This window comes from Achromobacter sp. UBA4530, assembly GCF_002388205.1.
Taxonomy (GTDB): Bacteria; Pseudomonadota; Gammaproteobacteria; order Burkholderiales; family Burkholderiaceae_B; genus Achromobacter; species Achromobacter animicus.
Genome location: NZ_DGMA01000011.1, coordinates 142,094 through 165,150 on the forward strand (window position 1 = coordinate 142,094; position 23,057 = coordinate 165,150).

22 protein-coding genes are annotated in these 23,057 nt (G+C 65.7%); 7 read left to right on the top strand and 15 right to left on the bottom strand.

All coding sequences use genetic code 11. The features are described from left to right. The first annotated feature begins 463 nt into the window (after nt 1-463). From B2W22_RS12525 to B2W22_RS12535, 3 genes are read left to right on the top strand one after another with little or no spacing between them, the layout of a single operon-like run. Nucleotides 464-1,033 (top strand): SRPBCC family protein, encoded by a 570-nt coding sequence (locus B2W22_RS12525; RefSeq protein ID WP_286937939.1) that lies wholly within the window; start codon nt 464-466, stop codon nt 1,031-1,033. A gap of 33 nt (nt 1,034-1,066) precedes the next feature. After that, nucleotides 1,067-2,491 carry an MFS transporter gene (locus B2W22_RS12530; protein ID WP_414631958.1) on the top strand — a complete coding sequence of 475 codons (1,425 nt, stop codon included), beginning with the start codon at nt 1,067-1,069 and terminating at the stop codon, nt 2,489-2,491. A gap of 13 nt (nt 2,492-2,504) precedes the next feature. Continuing rightward, on the top strand, nt 2,505-3,380 hold the full coding sequence (locus B2W22_RS12535) for a DMT family transporter (protein ID WP_286937943.1): 876 nt from the start codon (nt 2,505-2,507) through the stop codon (nt 3,378-3,380). 6 nt (nt 3,381-3,386) lie between these two features. On the opposite strand, the gene rfbC is transcribed toward B2W22_RS12535, so the two are convergent. From rfbC to B2W22_RS12610, 15 genes are all read right to left on the bottom strand, one after another. After that, nucleotides 3,387-3,938, bottom strand: a complete 552-nt coding sequence (rfbC, locus tag B2W22_RS12540; RefSeq protein WP_286937944.1) for a dTDP-4-dehydrorhamnose 3,5-epimerase — start codon at nt 3,936-3,938, stop codon at nt 3,387-3,389. Further along, nucleotides 3,938-4,831: a glucose-1-phosphate thymidylyltransferase RfbA gene (gene rfbA, locus B2W22_RS12545; protein WP_286937945.1), complete on the bottom strand. Its 894-nt coding sequence runs from the start codon at nt 4,829-4,831 to the stop codon at nt 3,938-3,940. The genes rfbC and rfbA overlap by 1 nt, the downstream gene beginning before the upstream one ends. After that, entirely contained in the window at nt 4,828-5,880 is a 1,053-nt protein-coding gene (gene rfbB / locus B2W22_RS12550; RefSeq protein ID WP_286937947.1) for a dTDP-glucose 4,6-dehydratase, read from the bottom strand. Before rfbB ends, rfbA begins: the two co-directional genes overlap by 4 nt. Nucleotides 5,881-5,951: 71 nt before the next feature. Further along, nucleotides 5,952-7,163, bottom strand: coding sequence for a cardiolipin synthase ClsB (gene clsB / locus B2W22_RS12555; protein WP_218342521.1), 1,212 nt, complete (start codon nt 7,161-7,163; stop codon nt 5,952-5,954). Further along, entirely contained in the window at nt 7,160-8,026 is an 867-nt protein-coding gene (locus tag B2W22_RS12560; protein WP_175124739.1) for an endonuclease/exonuclease/phosphatase family protein, read from the bottom strand. Before B2W22_RS12560 ends, clsB begins: the two co-directional genes overlap by 4 nt. Nucleotides 8,027-8,333: 307 nt before the next feature. Beyond that, nucleotides 8,334-10,121 (bottom strand): aspartate--tRNA ligase, encoded by a 1,788-nt coding sequence (gene aspS / locus B2W22_RS12565; protein WP_175124740.1) that lies wholly within the window; start codon nt 10,119-10,121, stop codon nt 8,334-8,336. 36 nt (nt 10,122-10,157) lie between these two features. After that, nucleotides 10,158-10,823, bottom strand: coding sequence for a DUF502 domain-containing protein (locus B2W22_RS12570; RefSeq protein WP_370632979.1), 666 nt, complete (start codon nt 10,821-10,823; stop codon nt 10,158-10,160). Nucleotides 10,824-10,840: 17 nt separating this feature from the next. Further along, a complete protein-coding gene (locus B2W22_RS12575) occupies nt 10,841-11,176 on the bottom strand; it encodes an FmdB family zinc ribbon protein (protein WP_218342520.1) in 336 nt (111 codons plus the stop codon). Between the two features lie 205 nt (nt 11,177-11,381). Continuing rightward, nucleotides 11,382-12,665, bottom strand: coding sequence for a putative Na+/H+ antiporter (locus B2W22_RS12580; protein WP_218342519.1), 1,284 nt, complete (start codon nt 12,663-12,665; stop codon nt 11,382-11,384). Nucleotides 12,666-12,789: 124 nt separating this feature from the next. Continuing rightward, nucleotides 12,790-13,686 carry a DUF6999 family protein gene (locus B2W22_RS12585; RefSeq protein WP_175124744.1) on the bottom strand — a complete coding sequence of 299 codons (897 nt, stop codon included), beginning with the start codon at nt 13,684-13,686 and terminating at the stop codon, nt 12,790-12,792. Then, the gene (locus B2W22_RS12590; RefSeq protein WP_286937950.1) at nt 13,683-15,653 is read right to left on the bottom strand and encodes an iron-containing redox enzyme family protein; all 1,971 of its coding nucleotides are present in this window, start codon (nt 15,651-15,653) and stop codon (nt 13,683-13,685) included. Before B2W22_RS12590 ends, B2W22_RS12585 begins: the two co-directional genes overlap by 4 nt. Nucleotides 15,654-15,689: 36 nt before the next feature. Further along, nucleotides 15,690-16,616 carry a fatty acid desaturase gene (locus B2W22_RS12595; RefSeq protein WP_246282819.1) on the bottom strand — a complete coding sequence of 309 codons (927 nt, stop codon included), beginning with the start codon at nt 16,614-16,616 and terminating at the stop codon, nt 15,690-15,692. Continuing rightward, nucleotides 16,616-17,401 carry a sterol desaturase family protein gene (locus B2W22_RS12600; RefSeq protein WP_286937952.1) on the bottom strand — a complete coding sequence of 262 codons (786 nt, stop codon included), beginning with the start codon at nt 17,399-17,401 and terminating at the stop codon, nt 16,616-16,618. The genes B2W22_RS12595 and B2W22_RS12600 overlap by 1 nt, the downstream gene beginning before the upstream one ends. Before the next feature lie 100 nt (nt 17,402-17,501). Next, nucleotides 17,502-18,416, bottom strand: coding sequence for a 4-hydroxy-tetrahydrodipicolinate synthase (dapA, locus tag B2W22_RS12605; RefSeq protein WP_286937953.1), 915 nt, complete (start codon nt 18,414-18,416; stop codon nt 17,502-17,504). A 328-nt stretch (nt 18,417-18,744) separates the two neighbouring features. Continuing rightward, nucleotides 18,745-19,230 (bottom strand): GAF domain-containing protein, encoded by a 486-nt coding sequence (locus B2W22_RS12610; RefSeq protein ID WP_175124748.1) that lies wholly within the window; start codon nt 19,228-19,230, stop codon nt 18,745-18,747. Nucleotides 19,231-19,374: 144 nt separating this feature from the next. Between B2W22_RS12610 and B2W22_RS12615 the strand changes: the two genes are divergently transcribed. The 4 genes from B2W22_RS12615 to B2W22_RS12630 all read left to right on the top strand — a co-directional run bounded on the left by B2W22_RS12615 (nt 19,375) and on the right by B2W22_RS12630 (nt 23,030). After that, entirely contained in the window at nt 19,375-20,571 is a 1,197-nt protein-coding gene (locus B2W22_RS12615; protein ID WP_286937955.1) for a PLP-dependent aminotransferase family protein, read from the top strand. Nucleotides 20,572-20,691: 120 nt separating this feature from the next. Further along, nucleotides 20,692-21,618, top strand: a complete 927-nt coding sequence (ubiA, locus tag B2W22_RS12620) for a 4-hydroxybenzoate octaprenyltransferase (protein WP_175136903.1) — start codon at nt 20,692-20,694, stop codon at nt 21,616-21,618. Nucleotides 21,619-21,830: 212 nt separating this feature from the next. Then, nucleotides 21,831-22,235 (top strand): DUF1090 domain-containing protein, encoded by a 405-nt coding sequence (locus B2W22_RS12625; protein ID WP_175124751.1) that lies wholly within the window; start codon nt 21,831-21,833, stop codon nt 22,233-22,235. A 399-nt stretch (nt 22,236-22,634) separates the two neighbouring features. Next, nucleotides 22,635-23,030, top strand: coding sequence for a DUF4148 domain-containing protein (locus B2W22_RS12630; RefSeq protein ID WP_286937956.1), 396 nt, complete (start codon nt 22,635-22,637; stop codon nt 23,028-23,030). Nucleotides 23,031-23,057: the final 27 nt, after the last annotated feature.

A 23,057-nucleotide genomic window follows, 5' to 3' on the forward strand; every position in this document is an offset into this window, starting at 1 on the left:
CACTATAAGAACCGCGGAAAAACTTTACTGCGATCAATGAGGGAAGGCTAAACAAAACCGGTGCCGGAGCATGCCCTGTCGACGTCTTCAGCGCCTAGGCTTGCGCGCGACCTGCCCAGCGCCCGTCCTGCCCCGTCCGGAACAATCGTCGAATTATCGCACTTTCCCCGTTGCGCGGCAGCGTAATAAGGAGTAGATCCTTGACAAAAAATCCTTCAGAAATTAGGTGACCGATGCGTCGGCGCATTCACCAAGCCTGTTTTGCGGCCAGCCGCAGGGGCCGCGACAAAGGGAAATACCCCTGAATAGGAATAAGAACGCTTTATCCGTTGTTGCAGTTACGTCACAGGACACGGTTCCCAAGCGCGGCGATTCAGGTCCGCATCGGACGGGACAGGCGTGAGGTGGTCAATTCCCGGCACTAGGGCCACAATGCACTCATAAGCCCTACAAGGAGACAGCCATGCGCATTGCCGATGCCCAATGGATTCCTTCGACGCAGCACCAGACATGGGATGCGTTGACCGACCCGCGAGTGTTACAGAAATGCATTCCCGGGTGTGTCGAAGTCGCCATGCGCAGCCCGACCGAATATGCGGTCACGCTGCGCGCCAAGATCGCCGGCATCGACACCGACTACGAAGGCGAGATCCTGCTCTCCGACATGAACGCCCCCGACAGCTGCACGCTGGTGTTCGAAGGCAAGGGGCGGGCCGCCTGCCTGGCGATCGGCACGGCGCAGATCAACCTGACCACCAAGGACCAGGGCACCCGCGTAGCCTACACGGTGGCCGGCATGGCGGGCGGCAAGCTGGGCGAATGCGGGGAAGGCGTTCTCCTGAAGGCCGGAGAGAAGATCATCGAGAAATTCTTCGCGTCCTTCATCGACCACATGGCGACACAGCCGCGTATCGCGCCCCCTCCCCCGCCTCCCGAACCCGAGGCGCGAGGTCTATCCAATTCACGCTGGTCCTGGATGCTGGTCGTGCTGGTCATCGCGGTTTTCTGGGGATATCACACGTTTTACAAGTGATAACCCTAGGGTGCCGGTGATATCCTTGACGGCATGAATCCGCCGCCGACGCCCCCGCAGCCAGCCACCGATCCCACACGTTCAAGACGGGACCTGCTGATGGCGATGGCGGGCGTGTCGGCCACCGTGGTGCTTGCCGCCCTGGATTCCACCATCATCAGCACCACCCTGCCGCGCGTGGCCGAGGCGCTGAACGGCATGGCGCTCTACGCCTGGGTCGGCACGGGCTATCTGCTGGCCACTGCGGCCTCCATCCTGATCTTCGGCCGGCTGGGCGACATGTTCGGCCGCAAGCCCTTAATGCTGGTGTCGGTGCTGATCATCGCGCTGGGCTCCATCGCATGTGGCCTGGCGCAATCCATGACCCAACTCATCGTGTTCCGCACCCTGCAGGGGGTGGGCGGCGGCATGATGATCGCCACGGCATTCGCCGCGCCGGCGGATCTGTTTCCCGACGCCAAGCAGCGGGTCAGATGGATGGCGCTGGTGTCCGCGGCCTTTGCCATGGCCAGCGGCATCGGCCCGGTGCTGGGCGGGGCGGCCACGCAGGCGTTGGGGTGGCGCGCGGCGTTCTTCATCACGCCGATCGCAGCCGCCGCCGCCTTCTTCCTCTTGGCCCGTTATTTCCCGCGCATCCGGCCCATTCACGACGGCAGCCGCAAGATCGACTGGCTGGGCGCCATCCTGCTCGTGCTGGCGGTGGGTGCGCCGCTGGCCGCGCTGGAGCTGGCGTTTGCCAGCGGCGAACACGCGCATCCCATGCTCGGCCTGACGCTGGCGCTGGTCGGCGCCGCCGCCATCGCCATCCTGATTCCGACCGAACGCCGGGTGAAGTCGCCGATCTTCCCGCTGCGCGTCCTGTCCGGCCGCGACCCACGCCTCTTGAACGTGGCGGCAATGATGGTGGGCGCGGTGATGTTCATCCTGATCTTCTACAGTCCGCTGCTGTTGCAGCAGGTGCTGGGCTACACGCCCAGCCAGGCGGGCCTGCTGCTGACGCCGCTGGTGGCCGCGATCTCGGTCGGCAGCATCATCAACGGCCGGATGTTCCCCAAGCAGACCGAGCCGCAGCGGCTGATGGTGTTCGGCGGCGGCCTGCTGGCAGCAGGTTCGCTCATGGTGCTGCTGATTTCGCCGGGCACGTCGGCCTGGTGGATCCTGTCCGCCTTTTTCGTCAACGGCTGCGCGCTGGGCTTTCTGTTGCCCAACCTGACGCTCTTCATGCAGATGCTGAGCGAGCGGCGCGACGTGGGCGTGGCCTCGGCGCTGGTGCAGACCACACGCGCCATCGGCAGCGCGCTGGGCACTGCCGTGGTCGGCATTCTGATTTCGCACAGCACGGTGCTTTCCGGCGTGCGGACCGGGCTGATCCTGTGTATCGTCCTGTCCCTGACCTGCGCGCTGCTGGCGCACCGGGTCAAGATGCGAAACCTGGTCACGAGCCGTAGCCAGGGTTGATTCCAAGCTCAACATGCAACGCCGCGATCTGCTGGACCTGATGATTCTTGCCGCCGTCTGGGGCGGCTCGTTTCTTTTCATGCGCGTTGCCGTGCCCGAGTTCGGACCCGTCGCGTTGATCGAGCTGCGCGTGGGACTTGCTGCGCTGTTCCTTCTGCCCGCCGCGATCTGGCGCAACAAGCTGCCATTGATAGCCCGCCGCTGGAAAGCCATTCTCGTGGTTGGCACCCTGAACGCGGCGTTGCCCTTCCTGCTTTATGCATACGCCGCCCAGTCGCTGGGCGCAGGGTTCCTGTCGGTCGCCAACGCCGTGACGCCGGTATGGGGCGCCGTGATCGGCTGGCTATGGCTCAAAGACCGGCTGCCCTGGACCCGGTCGCTGGGGCTGCTGATCGGCATGTCCGGCATCGTCGTGCTGGTCTGGGACAAGCTCGACTTTCAATCCGGCGGCACCGGCTTTGCCGTGCTTGCCGCCATCTCCGCGCCGGTCTTCTACGGCGTCGCCGCGAACTGGACCAAGCGCTTCCTGACGGGCGTGGATCCGTTGACCAGCGCGACGGGCAGCATGGTGTCGGCCGCTCTCGTCCTGCTTCCGGCGGCCCTGGTCACCTGGCCAGCGCAGCCCGTCTCCTGGGAAGCCTGGGGCGCGACGGTCCTGCTGGCCGTGGTGTGCACCGGCGCAGCGTACATCGTGTTCTTCCGGCTGATCGCGAACGTCGGCCCGACCGGCGCGGTCAGCGTCACGTTTCTGGTTCCGATCTTCGGGGTCGTCTGGGGCGCCTGGTTCCTGGACGAAGCCATCACTGCGCCGATTCTCGCGGGCGCGGGGGTCATTCTGGTCGGCACCGCGCTGGCGCTTGGACTGGTCGGGATGAAACGCCGAACCTGACCCTGGCTAGCCCAACACGACCCGGGGTGCTTGCGCCAAGGCGAGGCCCTGACGGTCCTTATCCGACAGGATCGGCTCGCCTGCCGCCGGCCAGGGAATCGCCAGCGCCGGATCATCCCACCTCACGCAATGCTGGTGCGCCGGCAAGTACGGCACCGTCGTCTTGTAGACCACATTGGCGTAGTCGGACAGCACCAGGAAGCCGTGCGCAAAGCCCTCCGGCAGCCAGAGCTGGCGCTGGTTCTCCGACGACAGGATTTCGCTCGTCCATTGGCCGAATGTGGGCGATCCCTCGCGCATGTCCACCGCGACGTCGAAGATTTCACCTTCGGTGACGCGCACCAGCTTCCCTTGCGATTGCAGCGTCTGATAGTGCAAGCCGCGCAGGACATGGCGCCGCGAATGCGACTGGTTGTCCTGCAGAAAAGGGACCGGACGGCCAACCGCCGCATCGAAGGCCGATTGAATATAGGTCTCGACGAAGTAGCCGCGAGCGTCATGATGCATCACCGGATCAATGCGCAGGACGTCGGGCAGGGACAAGGGCGTGATGCGCATCAGTGCGGCACCTGAGTGAGAAGGTTCATCAGGTATTGGCCGTAGCCGCTCTTGATCAGCGGCCGCGCCAGCGCTTCCAGTTGCGCCGCGTCTATCCACTGCTTGCGGAACGCGATTTCTTCCGGGCAGGCGACCTTCAGGCCCTGCCGGCGCTCGAGCGTCGCAATGAACTGCGATGCATCGAGCAGGCTGTCGTGCGTGCCCGTATCCAGCCAGGCATGGCCCCGTCCCATGATTTCTACGTTGAGCGCGCCCAGGTCGAGGTACGCCTGATTCAGATCGGTGATTTCCAGCTCATCGCGCGCGGACGGGCGAATCCGGCGCGCCAGTTCGATGACCCGGTTGTCGTAGAAATACAGCCCGGTCACTGCGTAATTGGACTTGGGCGACGCCGGCTTTTCCTCGATACGCAGCGCATTGCCCTGTGCGTCGAACTCGACGACGCCGTAGCGTTGCGGGTCCTGCACATGGTAGGCAAAGACAGTGGCGCCAGTCTGCCGCGCCATCGCCCCAGCCAGCAGCTGGGGGAAGTCATGCCCGTAGAACAGGTTGTCGCCCAGCACCAGCGCGCAGGGCGACTGTCCGATGAAGTCCGCCCCGATCAGGAACGCCTGGGCCAGGCCTTCGGGCGCCGGCTGCACCGCGTACTGCAGCGACAGTCCCCACTGCCTGCCATCGCCCAGCAGCTGCTGAAAACGCGGAAAGTCCTCGGGCGTCGAGATGACCAGGATCTCGCGTATGCCGGCCAGCATCAGCGTGGACAGCGGGTAATAGATCATGGGCTTGTCGTAGACAGGCATGAGCTGCTTGCTCACCGCCAGGGTCGCGGGGTGCAGCCGCGTTCCCGACCCGCCCGCCAGAATGATGCCCTTGCGCGCGCCCGCTGCCGTCATGGCATGTCTCCTTCGAATGGCTGCGACCGGGTGGGCGCCTTCTGCAGCCATTGCGGATGATCCAGATACCACCGGACCGTCTTTTCCAGGCCCGAGGCAAACGTTTCGGCCGGCTGCCAGCCCAGCTCCTGCCGCGCCTTGCCCGAATCGATGGCGTAGCGGCGATCATGACCCGGCCTGTCGGCGACCAGCGCGATCAGGTCCCGGTATGCGCCGCCATCGGCCCGCGGGCGCAAGGTATCCAGCAAGGCGCAAACCGCCGTGACGACTTCCAGCGTGGTGCGTTCATTGCTCGCGCCCAGGTTGTAGGTCTGGCCGGGCCGGCCCTTCTCGAGCACCCGGCGCAGGCCGTCGCAATGATCGGCGACGTACAGCCAGTCCCGCGCGTGCAAGCCATCGCCATACACCGGCAAAGGCTTGCCCGCCAAGGCGTGATGGATCATCAGGGGAATGAGCTTTTCGGGAAACTGCCGGGGACCGAAATTGTTGGAGCAGTGCGTCATGAGCACCGGCAATCCATACGTCTGCGCCCAGGCCCGCACCAGGTGGTCACCCCCCGCCTTGCTGGCGGCGTAGGGGTTGTTCGGCTGATAGGGGCTGGCTTCGGTGAAGCCTGGGTCGGCGGGCGCCAGCGAACCGTAGACCTCGTCCGTCGAGACGTGCAGGAAGCGGAACGCATCGCGCTCGGCGCCGTCCAGCCCGCTCCAGAACGCACGCGCGGCTTCCAGCAGCCCGAAAGCGCCGCCCACGTTCGTCCGGACGAAATTGCCGGCGCCGGCAATCGAGCGATCGACGTGCGTTTCGGCCGCGAAATTGACGATGGCCCGCGGACGGTGCGCATGCAGCACCTCGGTCATCCGATGCGTGTCGGAGATATCCGCCACGACAAGGACATGGCGCGGATCTTGTTCCAGACCGGCGAGATTGGCGGGATTGCCGGCGTAGGTCAGCTTGTCCAGGTTGACGACCGCCTCATCGCCATGCGCCAGCCAATCCAGCACGAAGTTGGATCCGATGAACCCGGCGCCCCCGGTGACGAGAATACTCATTGCGTTGTGCCTGATCGGAGGGCAACCCTCCAAAACGCGTAGTTTACTGCCCGGCCGCCGCGCACCCGCGTTCAGTACTTGTCCGACGTGCCCGTGAACGCCACGCCGATCCGCAGCAACGCATAAGACGCCGCATCGACCCACCGCCGCACGAAACCCCGGCGCTGGTAATCCAGCGGCCGAATAAAGCGTCCGCCTTCGCGGATGGCGGTTTCCAAGCGCTCCTGCAGGTCCCAGGCGAACGGCTGGCTGTCGACCACGACATTGGCCTCGCGCGCCAGCAGCAGGCTGAAGGGGTCGAGGTTCGATGACCCCACCGTCGCCACGTTGTCGATCACCGCGACCTTCGCGTGCAGGTAGCTCGGCATGTACTCGTAGATCTCGATGCCGTCGCGCAGCAGCTTGTCATACAGCGAACGCGTGGCGTGATACTGCATCCGGTATTCGACCTTGCCCTGCAACAGCAGCCGCACGCGCACGCCGCGGGCGGCGGCCTTGGCCAGCGCGCGGCGAAAACGCACGCCCGGAAAAAAGTAGGCATTGGCGATCAGGATGTCGCGCCGCGCGCGCGAGATGCCGAACAGATAGGCACGCTCGAATGTCCTGCGGAAACGCAGGTTGTCGCGCAGCACCAGCGCGGCGCGCAGCATGCCGCCAGGCGGCGCAGGAACATCGCGCGGCTTGAGCAGCTGCAACCGATGCCAGTCGCGCGGATGGCGCCGCAGGCGCGCCCAGTTCAGGCGCACCCACAGGAGATCCTGCGCATGGGCTGCCTGCGTGACGAGCGGGCCTTCGACCTGAACGGCGAAGTCGAAACGCGGACCGGTCAGGCCGTCGGTGGGATCCAGGTCATCGTAGTCGTCGATGACGTTGATGCCGCCGATGAAGGCCATGCGGCCGTCGATGATGGTGACCTTGCGATGCAGGCGCCGCAGGCGGCTGCGCGATGGCACGAAGCGCGCGAACCAGCGCGGCTCGGGCCGGAAGATGCGGCACTGCGCGCCCGCATTGGTCAGCGCAACGCGCACGCGCTCGCCGTGCAACGCGCTGCCAAAGCCATCCAGGACCACGCGTACCTTGACGCCGCGGCGCGCGGCCGCCGACAGGCACTCCAGCACCTTCGTACCGGTGCGGTCGAGCATGAAGATGTAGGTTTCCAGGTGCACGCTGACCGTGGCTGCGTCGATCGCCGCGCACAGCGCGGGAAAGAAGTCGGCGCCGTTCTGGAGCAGACGGATATCGTTGCCCTGCACCCACTCCAGCCTGTCCTGCTCGTCCTTCACGGGAGTTCCAGCTCCGCGAGCAAGGGCGAATGATCGGACAGCTTGGCCCACTCGCGGCCGCGCAGCACCCGGGCGCTGCGCACGGCAAAGCCGCGCTGGTAGATGCGGTCCAGGCGGAACCACGGGAACACGGCGGGAAACGTGCGCGGCGGCGGCGCCAGCAGCCGGGAGCTGCCGTCCATGCCGAGCTGGTTGTTGCGCTCCATGACCGAGACGCCGCTGCTGGGCAAACCGCGCAGGGCGTTGGACAGCCGCTTGACCGAGTCGCGCAGGCGCGGCAGGTCGCCGCCATGGCTGCGCGGGGCGTGCGAAAACACTTCGTACAGCCCAAGCTGCTGCACGAACATGGGAGCCAGCCGGTCATTCCAGTCGTTGAAGTCGCCGGCGATCAGGATGGGCTCGCCGTCGGGCACCATGCGCTTGATGCGCTCGGTCAGCGCCAGGATCTGGCGGCTGCGGCTGCCGGCAAAGAGGCCTAGATGCACCACGAAGCAATGCACCGCCCGATCGCCCACGTCGATGCGCGCATGCAGCAGCCCGCGTTGCTCGAGGCGATGGTCGGAGATGTCGAGATTTTCGTGGTCGAGGATGGGATAACGCGACAGCAGCGCGTTGCCGTGGTCGGTGGCGTGGCGGATGGCGTTGCGGCCATAGGCCACATCCAGCCGCAATGCCGCGGCCAGGGACTCGTGCTGAGCGTCGAGCAGCGACTTCTGCTCGTTGCGGCCCTGGACCTCCTGCAGGAAGACCAGGTCAGGGCGCAGGCCATACAGGCCCAGGCGAAGTTCATTCAGGGAGTCGCGCCGGCCTAGTGCCGAACGGCCCTTGTGTATGTTGTAGCTGACGACTCGGATGAGCGACATGGAAGCAATGGCGCCTTTCAAATCTTGGGAACTACCGGCCGGGTCCCGGTAGGTCCTCTGGCCAGCCGCCGCCGTGTTTGGCGGCGTTAGCCAGATTACTCCATTTCAGCCGGGCATTCCCATCTTTGCGGCATGCGGTCACGCCAGACTGACTGATCAGACACTTGAAACCTGCTCATGATTCGGGCGTGGCGCCCAGTGCGGATCGTGCTTCAAGCAGACCGCCGCGGATCCGGCGCTGCCGGTCCGCCAGCGGCCCCCGTGAAGAAGGCCGCCGGGGGGGGAGCGCCAACGGCGCTCCGGGGCTTTACGCCTTTTCGACGTTGCGCAGGCGGATGTGCAGCTCGCGCAGTTGCTTCTCGTCGACTTCCGACGGCGCTTGCGTCAGGAGGTCCTGGGCGCGCTGCGTCTTCGGGAAGGCGATCACGTCGCGGATCGATTCGGCGCCGGTCATCATCGTGACGATGCGGTCCAGGCCGAAGGCGATGCCGCCGTGCGGAGGCGCGCCGTACTGCAGCGCGTCCAGCAGGTAGCCGAACTTCTCGCGGGCTTCCTCGGCGCCGATCTTGAGCGCGCGGAACACCTTGCTCTGCACTTCCTCGCGGTGGATACGGACCGAGCCGCCGCCGATTTCCCAGCCGTTCAGCACCATGTCGTAGGCCTTGGCGAATGCCTTGCTGGGATCGGATTCCAGGAAGTCTTCGTGGCCGTCCTTGGGGCTGGTGAACGGGTGGTGGGCAGCGGTGTAGCGGCCGTCTTCCTCGTCGTATTCGAACATCGGGAAGTCGACCACCCACAGCGGCTTCCAGCCGGCCGTGAACAGACCCGTCTTCTTGCCGAACTCGCTGTGGCCGATCTTCACGCGCAGCGCGCCGATGGCGTCGTTGACGACCTTCTCGCGGTCCGCGCCAAAGAAGATGATGTCGCCGTCCTGGGCGCCGGTGCGCTTGACCAGTTCGGCCAGGGCAGCGTCGTGCAGGTTCTTGACGATGGGCGATTGCAGGCCGTCGCGGCCCTTGGCCACTTCGTTGACCTTGATGTAGGCCAGGCCCTTGGCGCCGTAGATGCCGACGAACTGGGTGTAGGCGTCGATCTCGCTGCGCGACATTTCGGCGCCACCGGGCACGCGCAGGGCGACCACGCGGCTGCCGGGCGCCGTGGCGGCGGCGGCAAACACCTTGAAGTCCACGTCGCGCATGACGTCGGTGATATCGGTGAACTCGAGCTGCACACGCAGATCGGGCTTGTCCGAGCCGTAGCGGCGCATCGCTTCGGTCCACGGCATGATCGGGAACGGCGACGGCAGGTCGACGCCCTGCACCACCTTGAACACGTGGCGGATCAGGTTTTCGAAGATTTCACGGATTTCGAATTCGTTCAGGAACGAGGTTTCGCAATCGATCTGGGTGAATTCCGGCTGACGGTCGGCGCGCAGGTCTTCGTCGCGGAAGCACTTGGTGATCTGGTAGTAGCGGTCAAAGCCCGAGACCATCAGCATCTGCTTGAAGAGCTGCGGCGATTGCGGCAGCGCGAAGAAGTGGCCGGCGTTGACACGCGAGGGCACCAGGTAGTCGCGCGCGCCTTCCGGCGTGCTCTTGGCCAGCATCGGCGTTTCGATGTCGATGAAGCCCAGCTCGTCCAGGAACTTGCGGGTTTCGATGGACACGCGGTAGCGCAGCATCAGGTTGCGCTGCATCTGCGGACGGCGCAGGTCCAGCACGCGGTGCGTCAGGCGGGTGGTTTCCGACAGGTTGTCGTCATCCAGCTGGAACGGCGGCGTGACCGACGCGTTCAGGATCTCGACTTCCTTGCAGAGCACTTCGATTTCGCCGGAGGCCAGTTCAGCGTTGGCCGTGCCGGCCGGACGCTCGCGCACCAGGCCGGTGACGCGGACGCAGAATTCATTGCGCAGGCGCTCGGCGGTGGCGAAGGCGGCGTTGTCCGGATCGAACACGATCTGCGCCAGGCCCGCGCGGTCGCGCAGGTCGATGAAGATGACCCCGCCGTGGTCGCGGCGGCGGTTCACCCAGCCGTACAGGGTGACGGTCTGGCCGAGATGGTCACGGCAAACCTGGCCGGTGTAGCAGGTACGCATGCGGGATGACTCCGTTTTGTGCTTGGTGTGTAAGGGTTACGAATCGGCGCGGGGTGCGTCCTGCACGCCCGGCGCCGGAGAGAGCGCAGCCGGCCGGACCACGGGCGTTGCCCCCGGGACCGGGGCGACCACGCCCATGGAAACGATGTACTTCAAGGCCGCGTCCACGCTCATCTGAAGGTCGACGACCTCGGCGCGAGGCACCATCAGGAAAAAGCCGGATGTGGGGTTGGGGGTCGTCGGCACGTACAGGCTGATGTGGTCGCCAGGCAGGCTGGCGGCCACTTCACCGCTGGGCGTGCCGGTGACGAAAGCGATGGTCCAGGCGCCTGCCCGCGGATACTGCACCAGCACCGCGCGGCGAAACGCCTGGCCGTTGGGGGCAAGCACGGTATCGCTGACCTGCTTGACCGAGTTGTAGATGGAACGCACGAGCGGGATGCGGCCCAGCAGGCTTTCCCACTGGTCGACCATGGTGCGGCCGATCAGGTTGGCGGCGAAGACGCCCGTCAGAAGCACCACCACGATCACGAGGGCGAAGCGGAAACCGGGAATGTCCAGTCCGAACAGCGATTCGGACGACAGGAAGCCGGGCACGAACCCTTCAAGGGTGGCGACCAGCAGTCCCAGTACCCACACCGTGATGACCAGGGGAACCCAGATCAGCAGCCCGGTGATGAAGTACTTCTTGATGACGCGCATCCGCATCGCGATGCGCTCTAGGAAGCGGCGCTGCCGGCAGCAGGCGTCGCCGGGGCGGGGGCTGCGGCAGGCGCGGCAGCCGGCGCGGCGGCGGGCGTGGCACTTTCAGCGGAGGCCGGGGCGGCGCCCGGGCTGCTGCTGTTGGCGCCGCTGCTGCTGTTGCCGCTGCCGTTGTTACGGAAGTCCGTGACATACCAGCCGGAGCCCTTGAGCTGGAATCCAGCCGCGGTCACCTGCTTGGAAAACGTGCTTTGGCCGCATTCGGGGCAAACCGAAAGCGGCGCGTCGGAAATCTTCTGCAAGACGTCTTTGGCATGGCCGCAGGCGCTGCACTTATAGGCGTAGATGGGCATCGAGGGCTCCCAGGCGCAAGCCCGGCATATCAAATTCCGCCTGCTGCCGCGCGCGGGCGCAAGGCTCGGCGGCTGGGCAAGGCCGGAAAAATACGGGAAAGTCTTGAATTTTAGCGGTTTTTCATAAAGCGTCGGTGTCCGCCCCACCCTGCCGGCCGCAAGCCGGCGCCCGGGGCACGGCCTGCCCGGTGCGGGCGGCCTTCCCCTACACGGGAAGCAAGAACATCACGGCGGCCACCAGGGTCGGTCCCAAGGCGCACAGGAACAGGCGCCCGGACGAAATGCTGCCATCCGGGAAATGGTTCTTCAGGATGGCGAAACCGGCCGGATTGGGCGCGTTGGCGATCACCGTCAACCCGCCGCCCGTGACCGCGCCGGCCACCAGCATGTAGCGCCAGGCCTCGCTGGTGCCTTCCACGAGCGACCCCAGATAGGTGAGCGCCGCGTTGTCGGTGATGGCCGTCAGCGCCGTCGCGCCCCAGAACAGGACGAAGGGCTCCAGCCCGCCAAGCAGTCCTTGCAGCCACCACTTCTGCAATCCGCCCAGCACCACGAGACCGGCCAGGAAGAAACCGACCATCAGGCCCTCCTTGATCATCAGGCGGTCCTGGTGCCGCTTGTACGCCTCGGAAAAACCGATAAACATCATCAAAAGGCCCAGGAAGATGGCCGGATGGTGCGCGGTCAGCACGATGGCGACCAGGAACACCAGGTGCACCAGGATCACGATGGCGGGCACCGGCGCGCGCTTGCCGGCGCCGTCCGGCGCATCGACGCCGCCGCGCGTGCCCACCGCGCCTTCGAGCAGCGCCTTGCGGCAGATGAACGTCAGCAGACCCGCGTTCAGGCAGACTGCCAGCGCCGCGCGCCAGCCGAAGTGCTGCAGCATGAAGGCCGAATCCCAGCCGAACGTGCCCGCCACCATCAGGACGGGCGGCGCGGCATAGGACGTCAGCACGCCGCCGATGGACACGTTCACGAACAGCACGCCCAGCGTCAGATACTTGAACCCGGCCCGGCCGCTGCTGCGAAAGTACGCGTCGCGCAGCAGGATGGCGGCCAGCGTCATCGCGGCGGGTTCGGTGATGAACGAGCCGCCCAGCGGCACCAGGGCCATCACCACGAAAAAGGTCGAGAGCTCGCGCGGCATGGGCAGCGCCCGCGCCACGATGCGGACCAGCAGCCCAACCAGCTCAAGAATCGGCCGGCTGGCCGCCACCACCATGATGACAAAGACGAACAGCGGCTCCGTAAAGTTGCGCGTGTCCATGTAGTCGATGGCGGCCGACGGACCGGCCAGCGCGGCCATGGTCACGATCAGCGCGAAGGCCCAGACGCCGAAGACGGCCTCGACCTCGGAAAACAGATGCCAGAAGCCCGCGTGCGGCCCGCCCCGATGCGCCAGGCGCGCAAAGAAGGGAACCGAAAAGGTGTGGAGGACCGCCACGGCAAACAGGATGGTGGCGATGACCTCTAGCGTCTGGGGCATTTGCGGCAATTCCTATGACGCCCGGCGGAGGGGTGTTCCGGCGGGCTTGTCGGACAAGCGTCGCAATATAGCCCAGCGGCTGGCCGGTGTAACGCAGGGTCAACACTGATCCCTGCCGCCTTTTCTACGCGATCGGGGCCGGCGGTTCGGCGCCCGCCTGGGCCGCCTTCATCTCCATCAGCAGGCTGTGCAGCATCTCGGTGGACAGGCCATGCAGCACCAGCCGGTAGCCTGCACGTAGCGTAGACATGGGCACCAGCGGATGGCTGTTGTTGACCAGGATCAGGTGCTGCGGCGCGCCCAGCAGCTTGGCCGCATAGATGCCCACGGTCTCATCGAGCTGCAGCGAATTGGCCGCGCGCCAGAAGTCGTTGTCGGTCAGCAGCAGTTGATACAGCGGCGTGAACAGCTCGATGGCGCTTTGCAGGTCCAGGAAGTTCAGCTTGCCTTGCGGCATGTCCTCCAGCCGGATCGGCGGGTCGCGCAGCATGGAAAAGTCCACGGTCTGCGGCGCGTGCATCTCCACGCCCGCATCCCGCAGCGCCTGGTTCAGCCGGATGACGAAGTTGAAGAGATTCAGGTCGTGCTTGACGAACAGATCGTCCTTCAGGTCGTCGATCGTCATCGGCTCGAGCGGCGTCGTAGTGATCGGCACCGGCGAGTTCGCCGCGATGAACGCCAACGCCTGCGCCCCCAGATGAAAATGCCGCAGGATCAGCCAGTTGGCCTCGGGCGACACGAACCGTTTCAAGCCCCACGCCAGAATGCGATGCAGCACCCGGGAATGCGACCAGCGTCGCGGCAGGAACGTTTTGACGATCTGGATCAGGATGATGAAGGCCCGCGCAAGCGGCCGCAGGAACGGCAACAGGTATTGGCGCGACGCGCAGCTGGAATCCGTCAGCCAGGCCTTCTTGACCTTGTCCGGCAGCGGCGTGCTGCGGTCCAGGTACAACGCGAGCCAGGGGCTGGGATCCGCCGGATCGTGCTCCCGGGCAAGGAATTCAGGCTCCTTGTTCATGCCGCGTCCGCCTCCATCACGTGATGAAACTGCATCAGGTAAAGCGCCGCCGTGCGGCGCGCGGTGTCGACGATGCGCTGCTCGGCGCGGCCATCCTCGTCGCAATCGAGCGCCAGTTCCACGGCCGACAGCCAGCGCGCCAGATGGTGTTCATCGTTGTGACCGTGGTATTCCAGGAAGCGGAAGGCGTCGGGCGGCAGCTTCAGACTGGCCTTGAGCAGCGGCAGCAGCGCCGGCACGATGCGCTGCCCCGTGCCTTCGATGATGTAAATGGCGCCCAAAAGGCCGATCGGATCGCGCGTGGCGGCCAGGCTGTGCAGGTAGGCATTGAGCGCCTCGCCGCCGGGATTGCGGCGCAGGGCGTCGATGCTGTCCACCGTGCCGCCCGCGGTGCGGTAGTCGTCGAACAAGATCTGGAAGTCGTTCTGCTCTTCGCCCGCGTGCATGTCGATCAGCGCGGCCAGCGGCGCGTATTGCTCGGTCAGCGACGCAGCGCCTTCGCGCATCCACTTGCTGCCTTCGCGCACCTGCGGAATCCAGTTCTCCATCCACGTCAGGTAATCCGTGGTCTGGAATTGGCGGTTGCGCAGGCGGCGGATCACCGGCGTGCGCCACACGCGCGAGCGGTAGTCGTGCCAGATCGCCGCGAGTTCGGTCAGAAGCTGGCCCAGGCCTTGCGGCGCCATGTCGGGATCGTGCGGCGGCGCGATAGCGTCGGCGTCGGCGGACGCCGCGTCTTCGCGCGCAGCGGCGCCCGGCGTAGCGACGCCAGGAGTAACGACGCCCGGCGTAGCGACGCCCGACACGCCTGCGGCCACCGCCGGCTGGGCGTGCACCGCTTCGGCTTCCAGCAGCATGTAGGCCGCCATGAAGCGCCCGGATTCGGGGATGTAGCAGAAGATCTGTTCGCCCGGCTTGACCTCCCGCGTCTCCAGGAACTCGGCCAGCATGATCATGATGGAGGCGGCGCCTGTGTTGCCGCGCCACGCCAGGTTGCTGAACCAGCGCTCGCGCGGGATCACCAGGCCGGCCTTCTCCATCAGGTCTTCCACGACCGGGATGAATTTTTCCGATGAGTAATGGCACAGGAAGTGATCGACCTGGTCCGGATCCACCCAGCCGTCGCGCACCAGCTTGGCGTACTCGTGGATGCCGATGTCGAACAGATGCGGCAACAGGCGGATGTCCTGGCGCAGCGACAACGCGCCATCGGCCTCGGCCTCGTTCCAGGACGGGTAGTCCAGATGCCCCTTGCTCCGGTCGGCCGACAGCCCAAGCTGCATGCACACCGGATAGTCGCCGGAGAACGAGCGCTGATGCACCCACTTCAAGCGCAAGCGCACGCCCTGCGACGCGCCGGGCAGCGGCCGCTGGCCATTGCCCAGCAGCACCGCACCGGCGCCGTCCGACAGCATCCAGCGCAGGAAATGCGCGTCGAAGTCGGCGTCGTAGCCGCGCGCGGCAAAGCGCGAGCGCTTGAACAGGCGCGACGGCAGTTCGCTGGCCACGGCCAGCGCGCTGGCATGCGCGCCCAACTCGACGCCTTGCGCGGCCGCCTGGATCGCCGACACGCCCGCCGCGCAGATGCCATGCACTGACAGCGTCTCCATCGGCGGCGCGGCCAGCTCGCCCTGGATCATGTTGGAAAAGCCCGGCATCAGCGCATCGCCGCCTGACGAGCCGCTGGCCAGCATCGATACGGCCGACAGGTCGGTGTCATGGCGCCGCAGGCAATCGCGAATCGCGTTGGCTGCAAGCTGCGCATTCGAGAACACGGTCGCGCCATCCCGATCGATCGCGTAGTAGCGTTGCTTGATGCCGTTCTCGGCCAGGATGCGGCTCTTGATCCGGCTGGACATGCGGTTCAGCGGCGCGATGTAGTCGTCCATGGCTTCGTTGGACACGGGCTCGCCCGGCATGAAATAGCCGGCGCTCTCCAGGTAGACACGATGAAACGCAATGGGCATGACGGATCTCTGGTTGGGAAATGGGGGTGTACGGCGCTAGCGGACGTGCTCGGGCGCCATGCAGGAACGGCTGCGAAAACGCGGCACGAAAGCGCCCAGCACGAAGGTGCGGAACATATAGGGCACGAGGCCGCGCTCGTTCAATTCAGCACGCACGCGGCTGCGGTAGTAGTCACGATGCAGGCCGGTCAGTTCGGACCAGTGCGCGCGCGGATGCTCGTGGTGCGCGGTGTGCAGGCCGATGTTGAACAGCAGCGGATTGACCAGCCCCTCGAAATTGCGCGCGTAGTTCAGGCCCGCAACGTGCCGCGGTCCGCCGTCCGCATGCGCGTGCTGCAGATAATTGGTGGCCAGCAGCCAATGCAGGCCGTGCAGCTGCGGCACGATCACGAACACCAGCGCCTTGACCGGGTTCACCGCGATCAGCCCGGCCCACAGGCCCAGCCACGCGCCGTACTGCGCCATGCAATAGCGAAAGGCGCCCGGCCAGTGTCTGCGCAGCCGGCCCAGCCACGCGAAAAACAGGGGATACAGCACCCAGGCCGCTTGCACGGGATGGATGACGTAGCCCCACAAATGGTTGGTGTCGCCGCCAAACCGGTACGTGCGCGCCACATCGCGCTCGCCATGCTTGTAGCGGTGATGATTGGCCACATGGGCCGGATAGAACACGAACGTCGGATGGCCCTGCAGCAGCGTGATCCAGAAGTCGGTGATGCGGTTGGCCCAGCGGCCGCGCCACATCCGGATGTGCGTGTGGTTGTGATGGATGACGCCGATGCCCAGGGTCAGAAACAGCATCAGCGCATAGGCCGGCCACCAAAACCCGTTGAACCACTGCCAGGCCGCCAGCAGGGGCAGCGCAGCCAGATAGGTCAGGCTCTGCCAATCCCGCCGGTTGCGCAGCGTGGGCAGCGCACGCCGCGGGCCGCTCTGGCCATTCGGGCCGATCCTTGCCGCCACTATGCGGAGCCTCGCAGGCCGGCGCCGGACTCGCGCTGCCGATAGGCTTCCAGCTGTCGCTCGGCGGCTTCCGCCCCCAGCCGCGTGCGGAACAGGCGATCCATGAAGGTGAACTGGAAGCCGTAGTTGCCGTTGTAGCAGGCGTGGTGCAGATGGTGCCGGCGGCTGGCGGCGAACCAGTGCGCGTACGAGACCTTGGGAAAGAAATCGTAGTTGGCGTGACCGATGCAATTGAAGAACAGGCTAAAGAGCGGCACCGACAACAACGACCAGAAGCTGAAATCGTGCACCACCATGGGCAGCAGGATCACGTTGCCCAACATCAGCGCCTCGATGGGATGAAAGCTGTACGTCGAGAACGGCGTCGTCACGACCGAGCGATGATGCGGCAGGTGAAAGCGGCGCAGAAGCCGCGTGTGCAGCAGCCGGTGGTTGATCCAGAAATGCACGTCGTTCCAGGCCACCAGCGCCAAAATTTCCAGCACGATCTGCTGCCAGCTCGCGTCCGGGTCCAGACGCGCCCACCCTAATTGCAGAAGGCCCCACGGAAAGATCATGCCGGTGCCGAACAACAGGATCGACAGCCCTGACTGTGCCAGCTCGCGGCGCAACTGGCCCGGCGCAAGCGGCCGTGGATCGAGCGGCCGGCCCAGCCCCAGGGCCGGCAGGATGTGCCGGGTCAGCAACCAGGTGGCCGCGCCAAAGACCAGGTAGATGCTGCCGAAGAAGAGCAGCCCCGCCAGCATGACCTGCCAGGCGGACAAGGCTTCAAAAGCTTGGCCCATGAAGGTTTTATTCACCCTGAAGAATGGCCGCATCATAAGCAATCCGTCAGCTTCCCGGTAGGCGATTTATTACCAATTGAATCCGGACGCCACAAAGCGCTCACGCCGCGCGCAAGGTGACGCCTTGCGCCGGAAACTGGCGGTCCAGCGCGTCCACGGCGGCGCCCAATCGCGCCGCGAGGGCTTCACTGGCCGGCAGCATGGGCAGGCGCAGTTCGTTCGACAGCAGCCCCTGCCGCGCAAGCTCCGCCTTCAGCGGACCGGGATTGGGCTCGCCGAACACCAGTTGGATCACCGGCGCCAGCGCATGGAACAGCGAACGGGCTTCGTCCAGCCGCTGCGCCCGCACCGCGCGGTGCATCGCCACGAAGAGATCGGGGCGCACGTGCGCGGCCGCGGCGATCATGCCGGTGGCGCCCAGGCACATCGCGGACAGCGATTGCAGATCTTCGCCGGCCAGGACATTCATCTGCCCATCGCTGATCAGCGCCACCGTCTTGTCCAGCGAGCCGCCGCAATCCTTGATGGCGGAGATGTTGGGATGCGCGGCCAGCGCCAGCAGCGTGGGCGTCTCCAGCGTGGTGCCGGTCCGGTACGGAATGTCGTAGAGCACCAGCGGAAAGCGCGAGGCATCGGCCAGGCAGCGAAAGTACGTGGCGGCCCCTTCCTGGCCCGCCCGCACGTAGTACGGCGCAGGCGCCAGGATGCCGGCCAGGGGACGCGTGCCAAACGCCGTCAGCCGATGCAGCACGTGACCCTGATGATTGCCCGCCAGCCCCATCATGATGGGCAGGTCGCCCGCTTCGGTCAGCACCGTATCCAGCACGGCAAGCTGTTCGGCATCGTCCAGCGCCGCGGCCTCGCCCGTGCTGCCGCAAACGACCAGTCCGTCCACACCCGCGGCCACGTAGTGGCGCACCAGGCGGCGCAGCGCCCCGCCGTCGACATGGCCGCCGGAAAACGGCGTGACCAGCGGCACCCAGACGCCCTGGAACAGAGATTGTTGAGATTGCATGAGAACACTCCTTCGTATGGACCGTTGGGGGACCGTACAGAAGTGCTCGGGAGGTCAGGGGGTGCGCGCGGAGGCGCCAAAGCGCCGCCAGGAGGCCGCTGTTCCGTCGCCCATCTGACGGAACAGCATGCTCCGGTCAGATGAGCGGCTGTTTTTTGGATTTCAGGCCGGCGGCAGCCAGCACCACGCCAAGGGCGCGGAGGTGGCTAGCAGTCTGGTGGGCCTGATGAATCATGGATGAGCGGGACGCGATATGCGGCGGATGCAGAAATCTACCGGGCGGGCGCGGCGGTGTCAACGCGGCGGCAAGGCGGACGCGGGCTGGCGTTCAGCCCAAGGTCGCCAGGAACACCGCGCACAGCGCTTCCATGCCCTTGCGGTCGTCTTCGTCGAACCGGTCCGGCACGGGGCTGTCCACGTCCCACACGCCGATCAGTTCGCCCTTGTGCACCAGCGGCACCACGATTTCGGATCGCGAGGCCGCGTCGCAGGCGATGTGGCCGGGAAAGGCATGCACGTCCGGCACAAGCTGCGTCTGACGCTGGCTGGCGGCCGCGCCGCACACGCCGCGATTGAGCGGAATGCGCACGCACGCGGGCTTGCCCTGGAACGGGCCCAGGACCAGTTCCGTGCCGTCGAAGAAATAAAAGCCCACCCAATTCAGGTCGGGCAGTGCCTGGAACGCCAGCGCGCTCAGGTTGGCGGCGTTGGCGATGCGGTCGGGTTCGCCTTCCAGCAGCGCGCGCGCCTGCATGGTCAGTTCGGCATACAGGGCGGCCTTGGAATCGGCGACGATGGGAGCGGCTTCGAACATGAAAATGTAACTGTACTGGCGGTTATCGATGCAGGTGATTTTAGGGGTTCCACCCGATAAAAGGGCCGGGCTGTTACCGTGTGGGACAATACTTTGTTGTCAAACGCATCAACCGACCCACCCTTCTTGATCAAGAAGCACTCCATGGACAAGCCCCTCGAACCTGCGTTTTCCTTTTCGGAACGCGCCCTGCAACTCACCAGCTCCGCCATCCGCGAGATTCTCAAGGTAACCGAGCGCCCCGAAGTCATTTCGTTCGCAGGCGGCCTGCCCGCGCCCGGCGGCTTCCCGGTAGAAGTGGTGCGTGCGGCATTCGACAAGGTCCTGTCCACCAACGGCCGCGCGGCCCTGCAATATGGTCCCACCGAGGGCTACGCGCCGCTGCGCAAATGGGTCGCCGATGACCTGACCGCGGCCGGCGCCGACATCGCCCCGGACCAGGTCCTGATCGTGTCCGGCTCGCAGCAGGCGCTGGATCTGCTGGGCAAGGTGCTGATCGACAAGGACAGCAAGGTGCTGGTCGAAGACCCCAGCTACCTGGGCGCGCTGCAATCGTTCAGCCTGTACCAGCCGAACTTCGTGCCGGTGCCCACCGACGAAGGCGGCCTGATCCCCGAAGCCATCACGCCCGAACTGGCTGACGGCGCCCGCTTCCTGTACGCCCTGCCCAACTTCCAGAACCCGACCGGCCGCACGCTCAACCTGGAGCGCCGCATCGCGCTGGTCAAGCGCGCCGCCGAACTGGGCCTGACCATCGTCGAGGACGATCCCTACGGCGAACTGCGCTACGCCGGCGAGCCGCAGCCCGGCCTGATCGCGCTGGCCAAGGAATACGGCGCGAACGTCGTGCGTCTGGGCACGTTCTCGAAGGTGCTGGCCCCGGGCCTGCGCCTGGGCTACATCGCTGGCGGCCGCGCGCTCATCAACAAGCTGGTGCAGGCCAAGCAGGCAACCGACCTGCACACGCCCACGCTGACCCAGATGGCCGTGTACGAGATCGTCAAGGACGGCTTCCTGGCCGAGCACCTGCCGAACGTGCGCGAGATCTACCGCGCCCAGGGCAGCTGCATGCTGGACGCCATCCAGAAGGAATTCCCATCCACCGTCACCTGGACCAAGCCGGAAGGCGGCATGTTCATCTGGCTGACGCTGCCCGAGCACATCGACAGCACCAAGCTGCTCGAAAAGGCCATCGCGCAGAACGTGGCCTTCGTGCCCGGCGCGCCGTTCTACAGCGGCGAAGGCATGCGCAATACGCTGCGCCTCAGTTTCGCCACCGTGCCGGAAGACAAGATCCGCACCGGCATCGCCATCCTGGGCAAGCTGCTGAAGGCGGAATGATAACGTCCGCCGTCGTCCCTTGAAGGGGCGGCGCGGATGCCTTGATGACCGATCGGCCGGGCGCGATGCCCGGCCGTTGTTTTATGCTGTCGGCTTTCCCGACCACTTGTGACCGTGACAGTGAGCGCTTCGCAACAATCCCCCGCCGATCTCAGTGACATCGTCTTCACCGACTGGGTCGAACGCTGGCTGCCGAAGTCGTGGCGGCCCTACGCGCGGCTGTGCCGCCTGGATCGCCCCATCGGCACCTGGCTGACCCTGCTGCCGGCCATTGCCGCGCTGGTCCAGGCCGCGGGCGGCCTGCCTGACTTGCAACGCCTTATCGTCTTCTCGCTGGGCGCCCTGCTGATGCGCGGCATCGGCTGCACCGTCAACGACATGTGCGACCGCGACTTCGACAAGCACGTCGAGCGCACGCGCTTCCGTCCGCTGACCAGCGGCCAGTTGTCGATGAAGAACGCCGTGTGGTTCCTGCTGGGCCAGTTGCTGGTGTGCGGGTCGCTGCTGTTCTTTCTGAACGACATGAGCCGCTGGCTGGCCGTGGCCGTGCTGCCCTTCGTCTTCATCTATCCGCTGTGCAAGCGCGTCACTTACTGGCCGCAGGTCGTGCTGGGCATCTGCTTCAACTGGGGCATGCTGATGGCCTGGTCGGACACGCAGAACCACGTGCCGCTCGCCGCCATCGCCATGTGGCTGGGCGCGGTGCTGTGGCAGGTGGGCTACGACAGCATCTATGCCTACGTCGACGTGCGCGACGACCGCAGCGTCGGCCTGCACTCGACCGCCATGCGTTTCGGCGATCAGGGCAAGCTCTGGATCGGCGGGTTCTATCTGGGCACCGTGTTGCTGTGGGCCTGGGGCGGTTATGCCATCGGCCTGTCGTGGGCCTATCAGGTCGGCATGGTCGCTGTGGCCGCGCATCTGGCCTGGCAGTTGAAGGTGTTCGACATCCAGCATCCGCACCGCAATTTCATGCTGTTCCGCGCCAACCTTTGGCTGGGCGCATTGCTGGTTGCCGCGGCATTGGCGGGCACGTTGATCCGCTGATGCGGCGCGGTTGAAGCGGCGCGGAAGCGCGACATGGCGACGTCTGCGCGTCCCGCGCTTTCGAGCCGCGCTTTTGGGCCGCACCTTTGGGCCGCACTTCCGGGCGGCACTTTCGAGCGGTATTTTCGGGCGGTACTTTCAGGCCGTGCATTTGCGGGATTGACGGCCTCAGGCGATGATGGGCCTTCCGCCCCACGTCACGGAGTCACCGCATGCCTGCAATGATCAAATCCCTGACCACCGCCGCCGCCGTGTGCGCCCTCTTCGCCACGCTGCCCGCACAAGCCGCCACCGATTGCGCGCCGCTGCGCGGTTGCGCGGCCAAGTTCTGCCACATCGAAAACGACATTGCCGCCGCGCAGGCGCAGAACAACTCGCGCCGCGAGGCGGGCCTGCGCAAGGCGCTGTCCGAAGCCAAGGCAAGCTGCACCGACAGCCGCCTGCAATCGCAGCGCGAGGCCGACGTGCGCGAAAAGCAATCCAAGGTGGCCGAACGCCAGCAAGAGCTGACAGAGGCGAAAGCCAAGGGCAAGCAGGACAAGATCGACAAGGCCCAACGCAAGCTTGAAGAAGCGCAGGCCGAATACAACGACGCGTTGGCCGACCTGAACCGCTGACCTGACGTGCCCGCGAGCCAGGGCGTCGCGCGCGCTGGCCGCCGCTTATCTCCCACTCTCCTGCGGCCGCCCCCTCGCCGCGCCCCTCCGATGTCCGCCTCTGCCTGCCCCGAGCCGGCCGCGCGCCCACTCCTCCAGTCGCCCTCCCATTCACCGTCGAGCCGACCTCCAAGGCCCGGATATCTGACGCGTCATGCAATGGAAATATCGCCACCCATGGCGCCAACATGGACAATCCAAACCGATTAGCCATGATTTTGGAAAGATGTTTTCAGGTAATAAGGGTTTATCCCAGGGTTGTTTAGGCACAGAATGCCTCTCATCGGGACACAGCAAGCGAGCCCCAGGCAGTCAGGCCTGGGGCTCGAATCCCAAGCTCACAAGACTCGGAGGTCTGCCATGAAAACCCTTGCTACCGCACTGATGCTGTCCATGTCCGTTCTGGCTGCCGGCGCTCAAGCCGCCGAAGCCGACCAAGCCCCCACCCGCGCTCAGGTCCAAGCCGAGCTGCAACAAGCCAAGGTTTCGGGCCAATACACGTTCGGCGAAGAAGGCTACCCCGCCCCCATCGCTCAACACTCCAGCCTGACCTCGCAGCAAGTTCAAGCCGATCTGGCCCAGGCCAAGAACGCCGGCCAAGTGACCTTCGGCAACATGGACTACCCGCCCGTCGCCGTCTCGGCCTCCGCCACGTCGCTGAGCCGCGCCCAAGTCGAATCGCAACTGGCACAAGCCAAGACCGAAGGCCTGGTGACCTTCGGCAACCTGGACTATCCCCCCCACCTGGGCAGCTGATCCACGGGCCACGCCGGCCGTGAATCG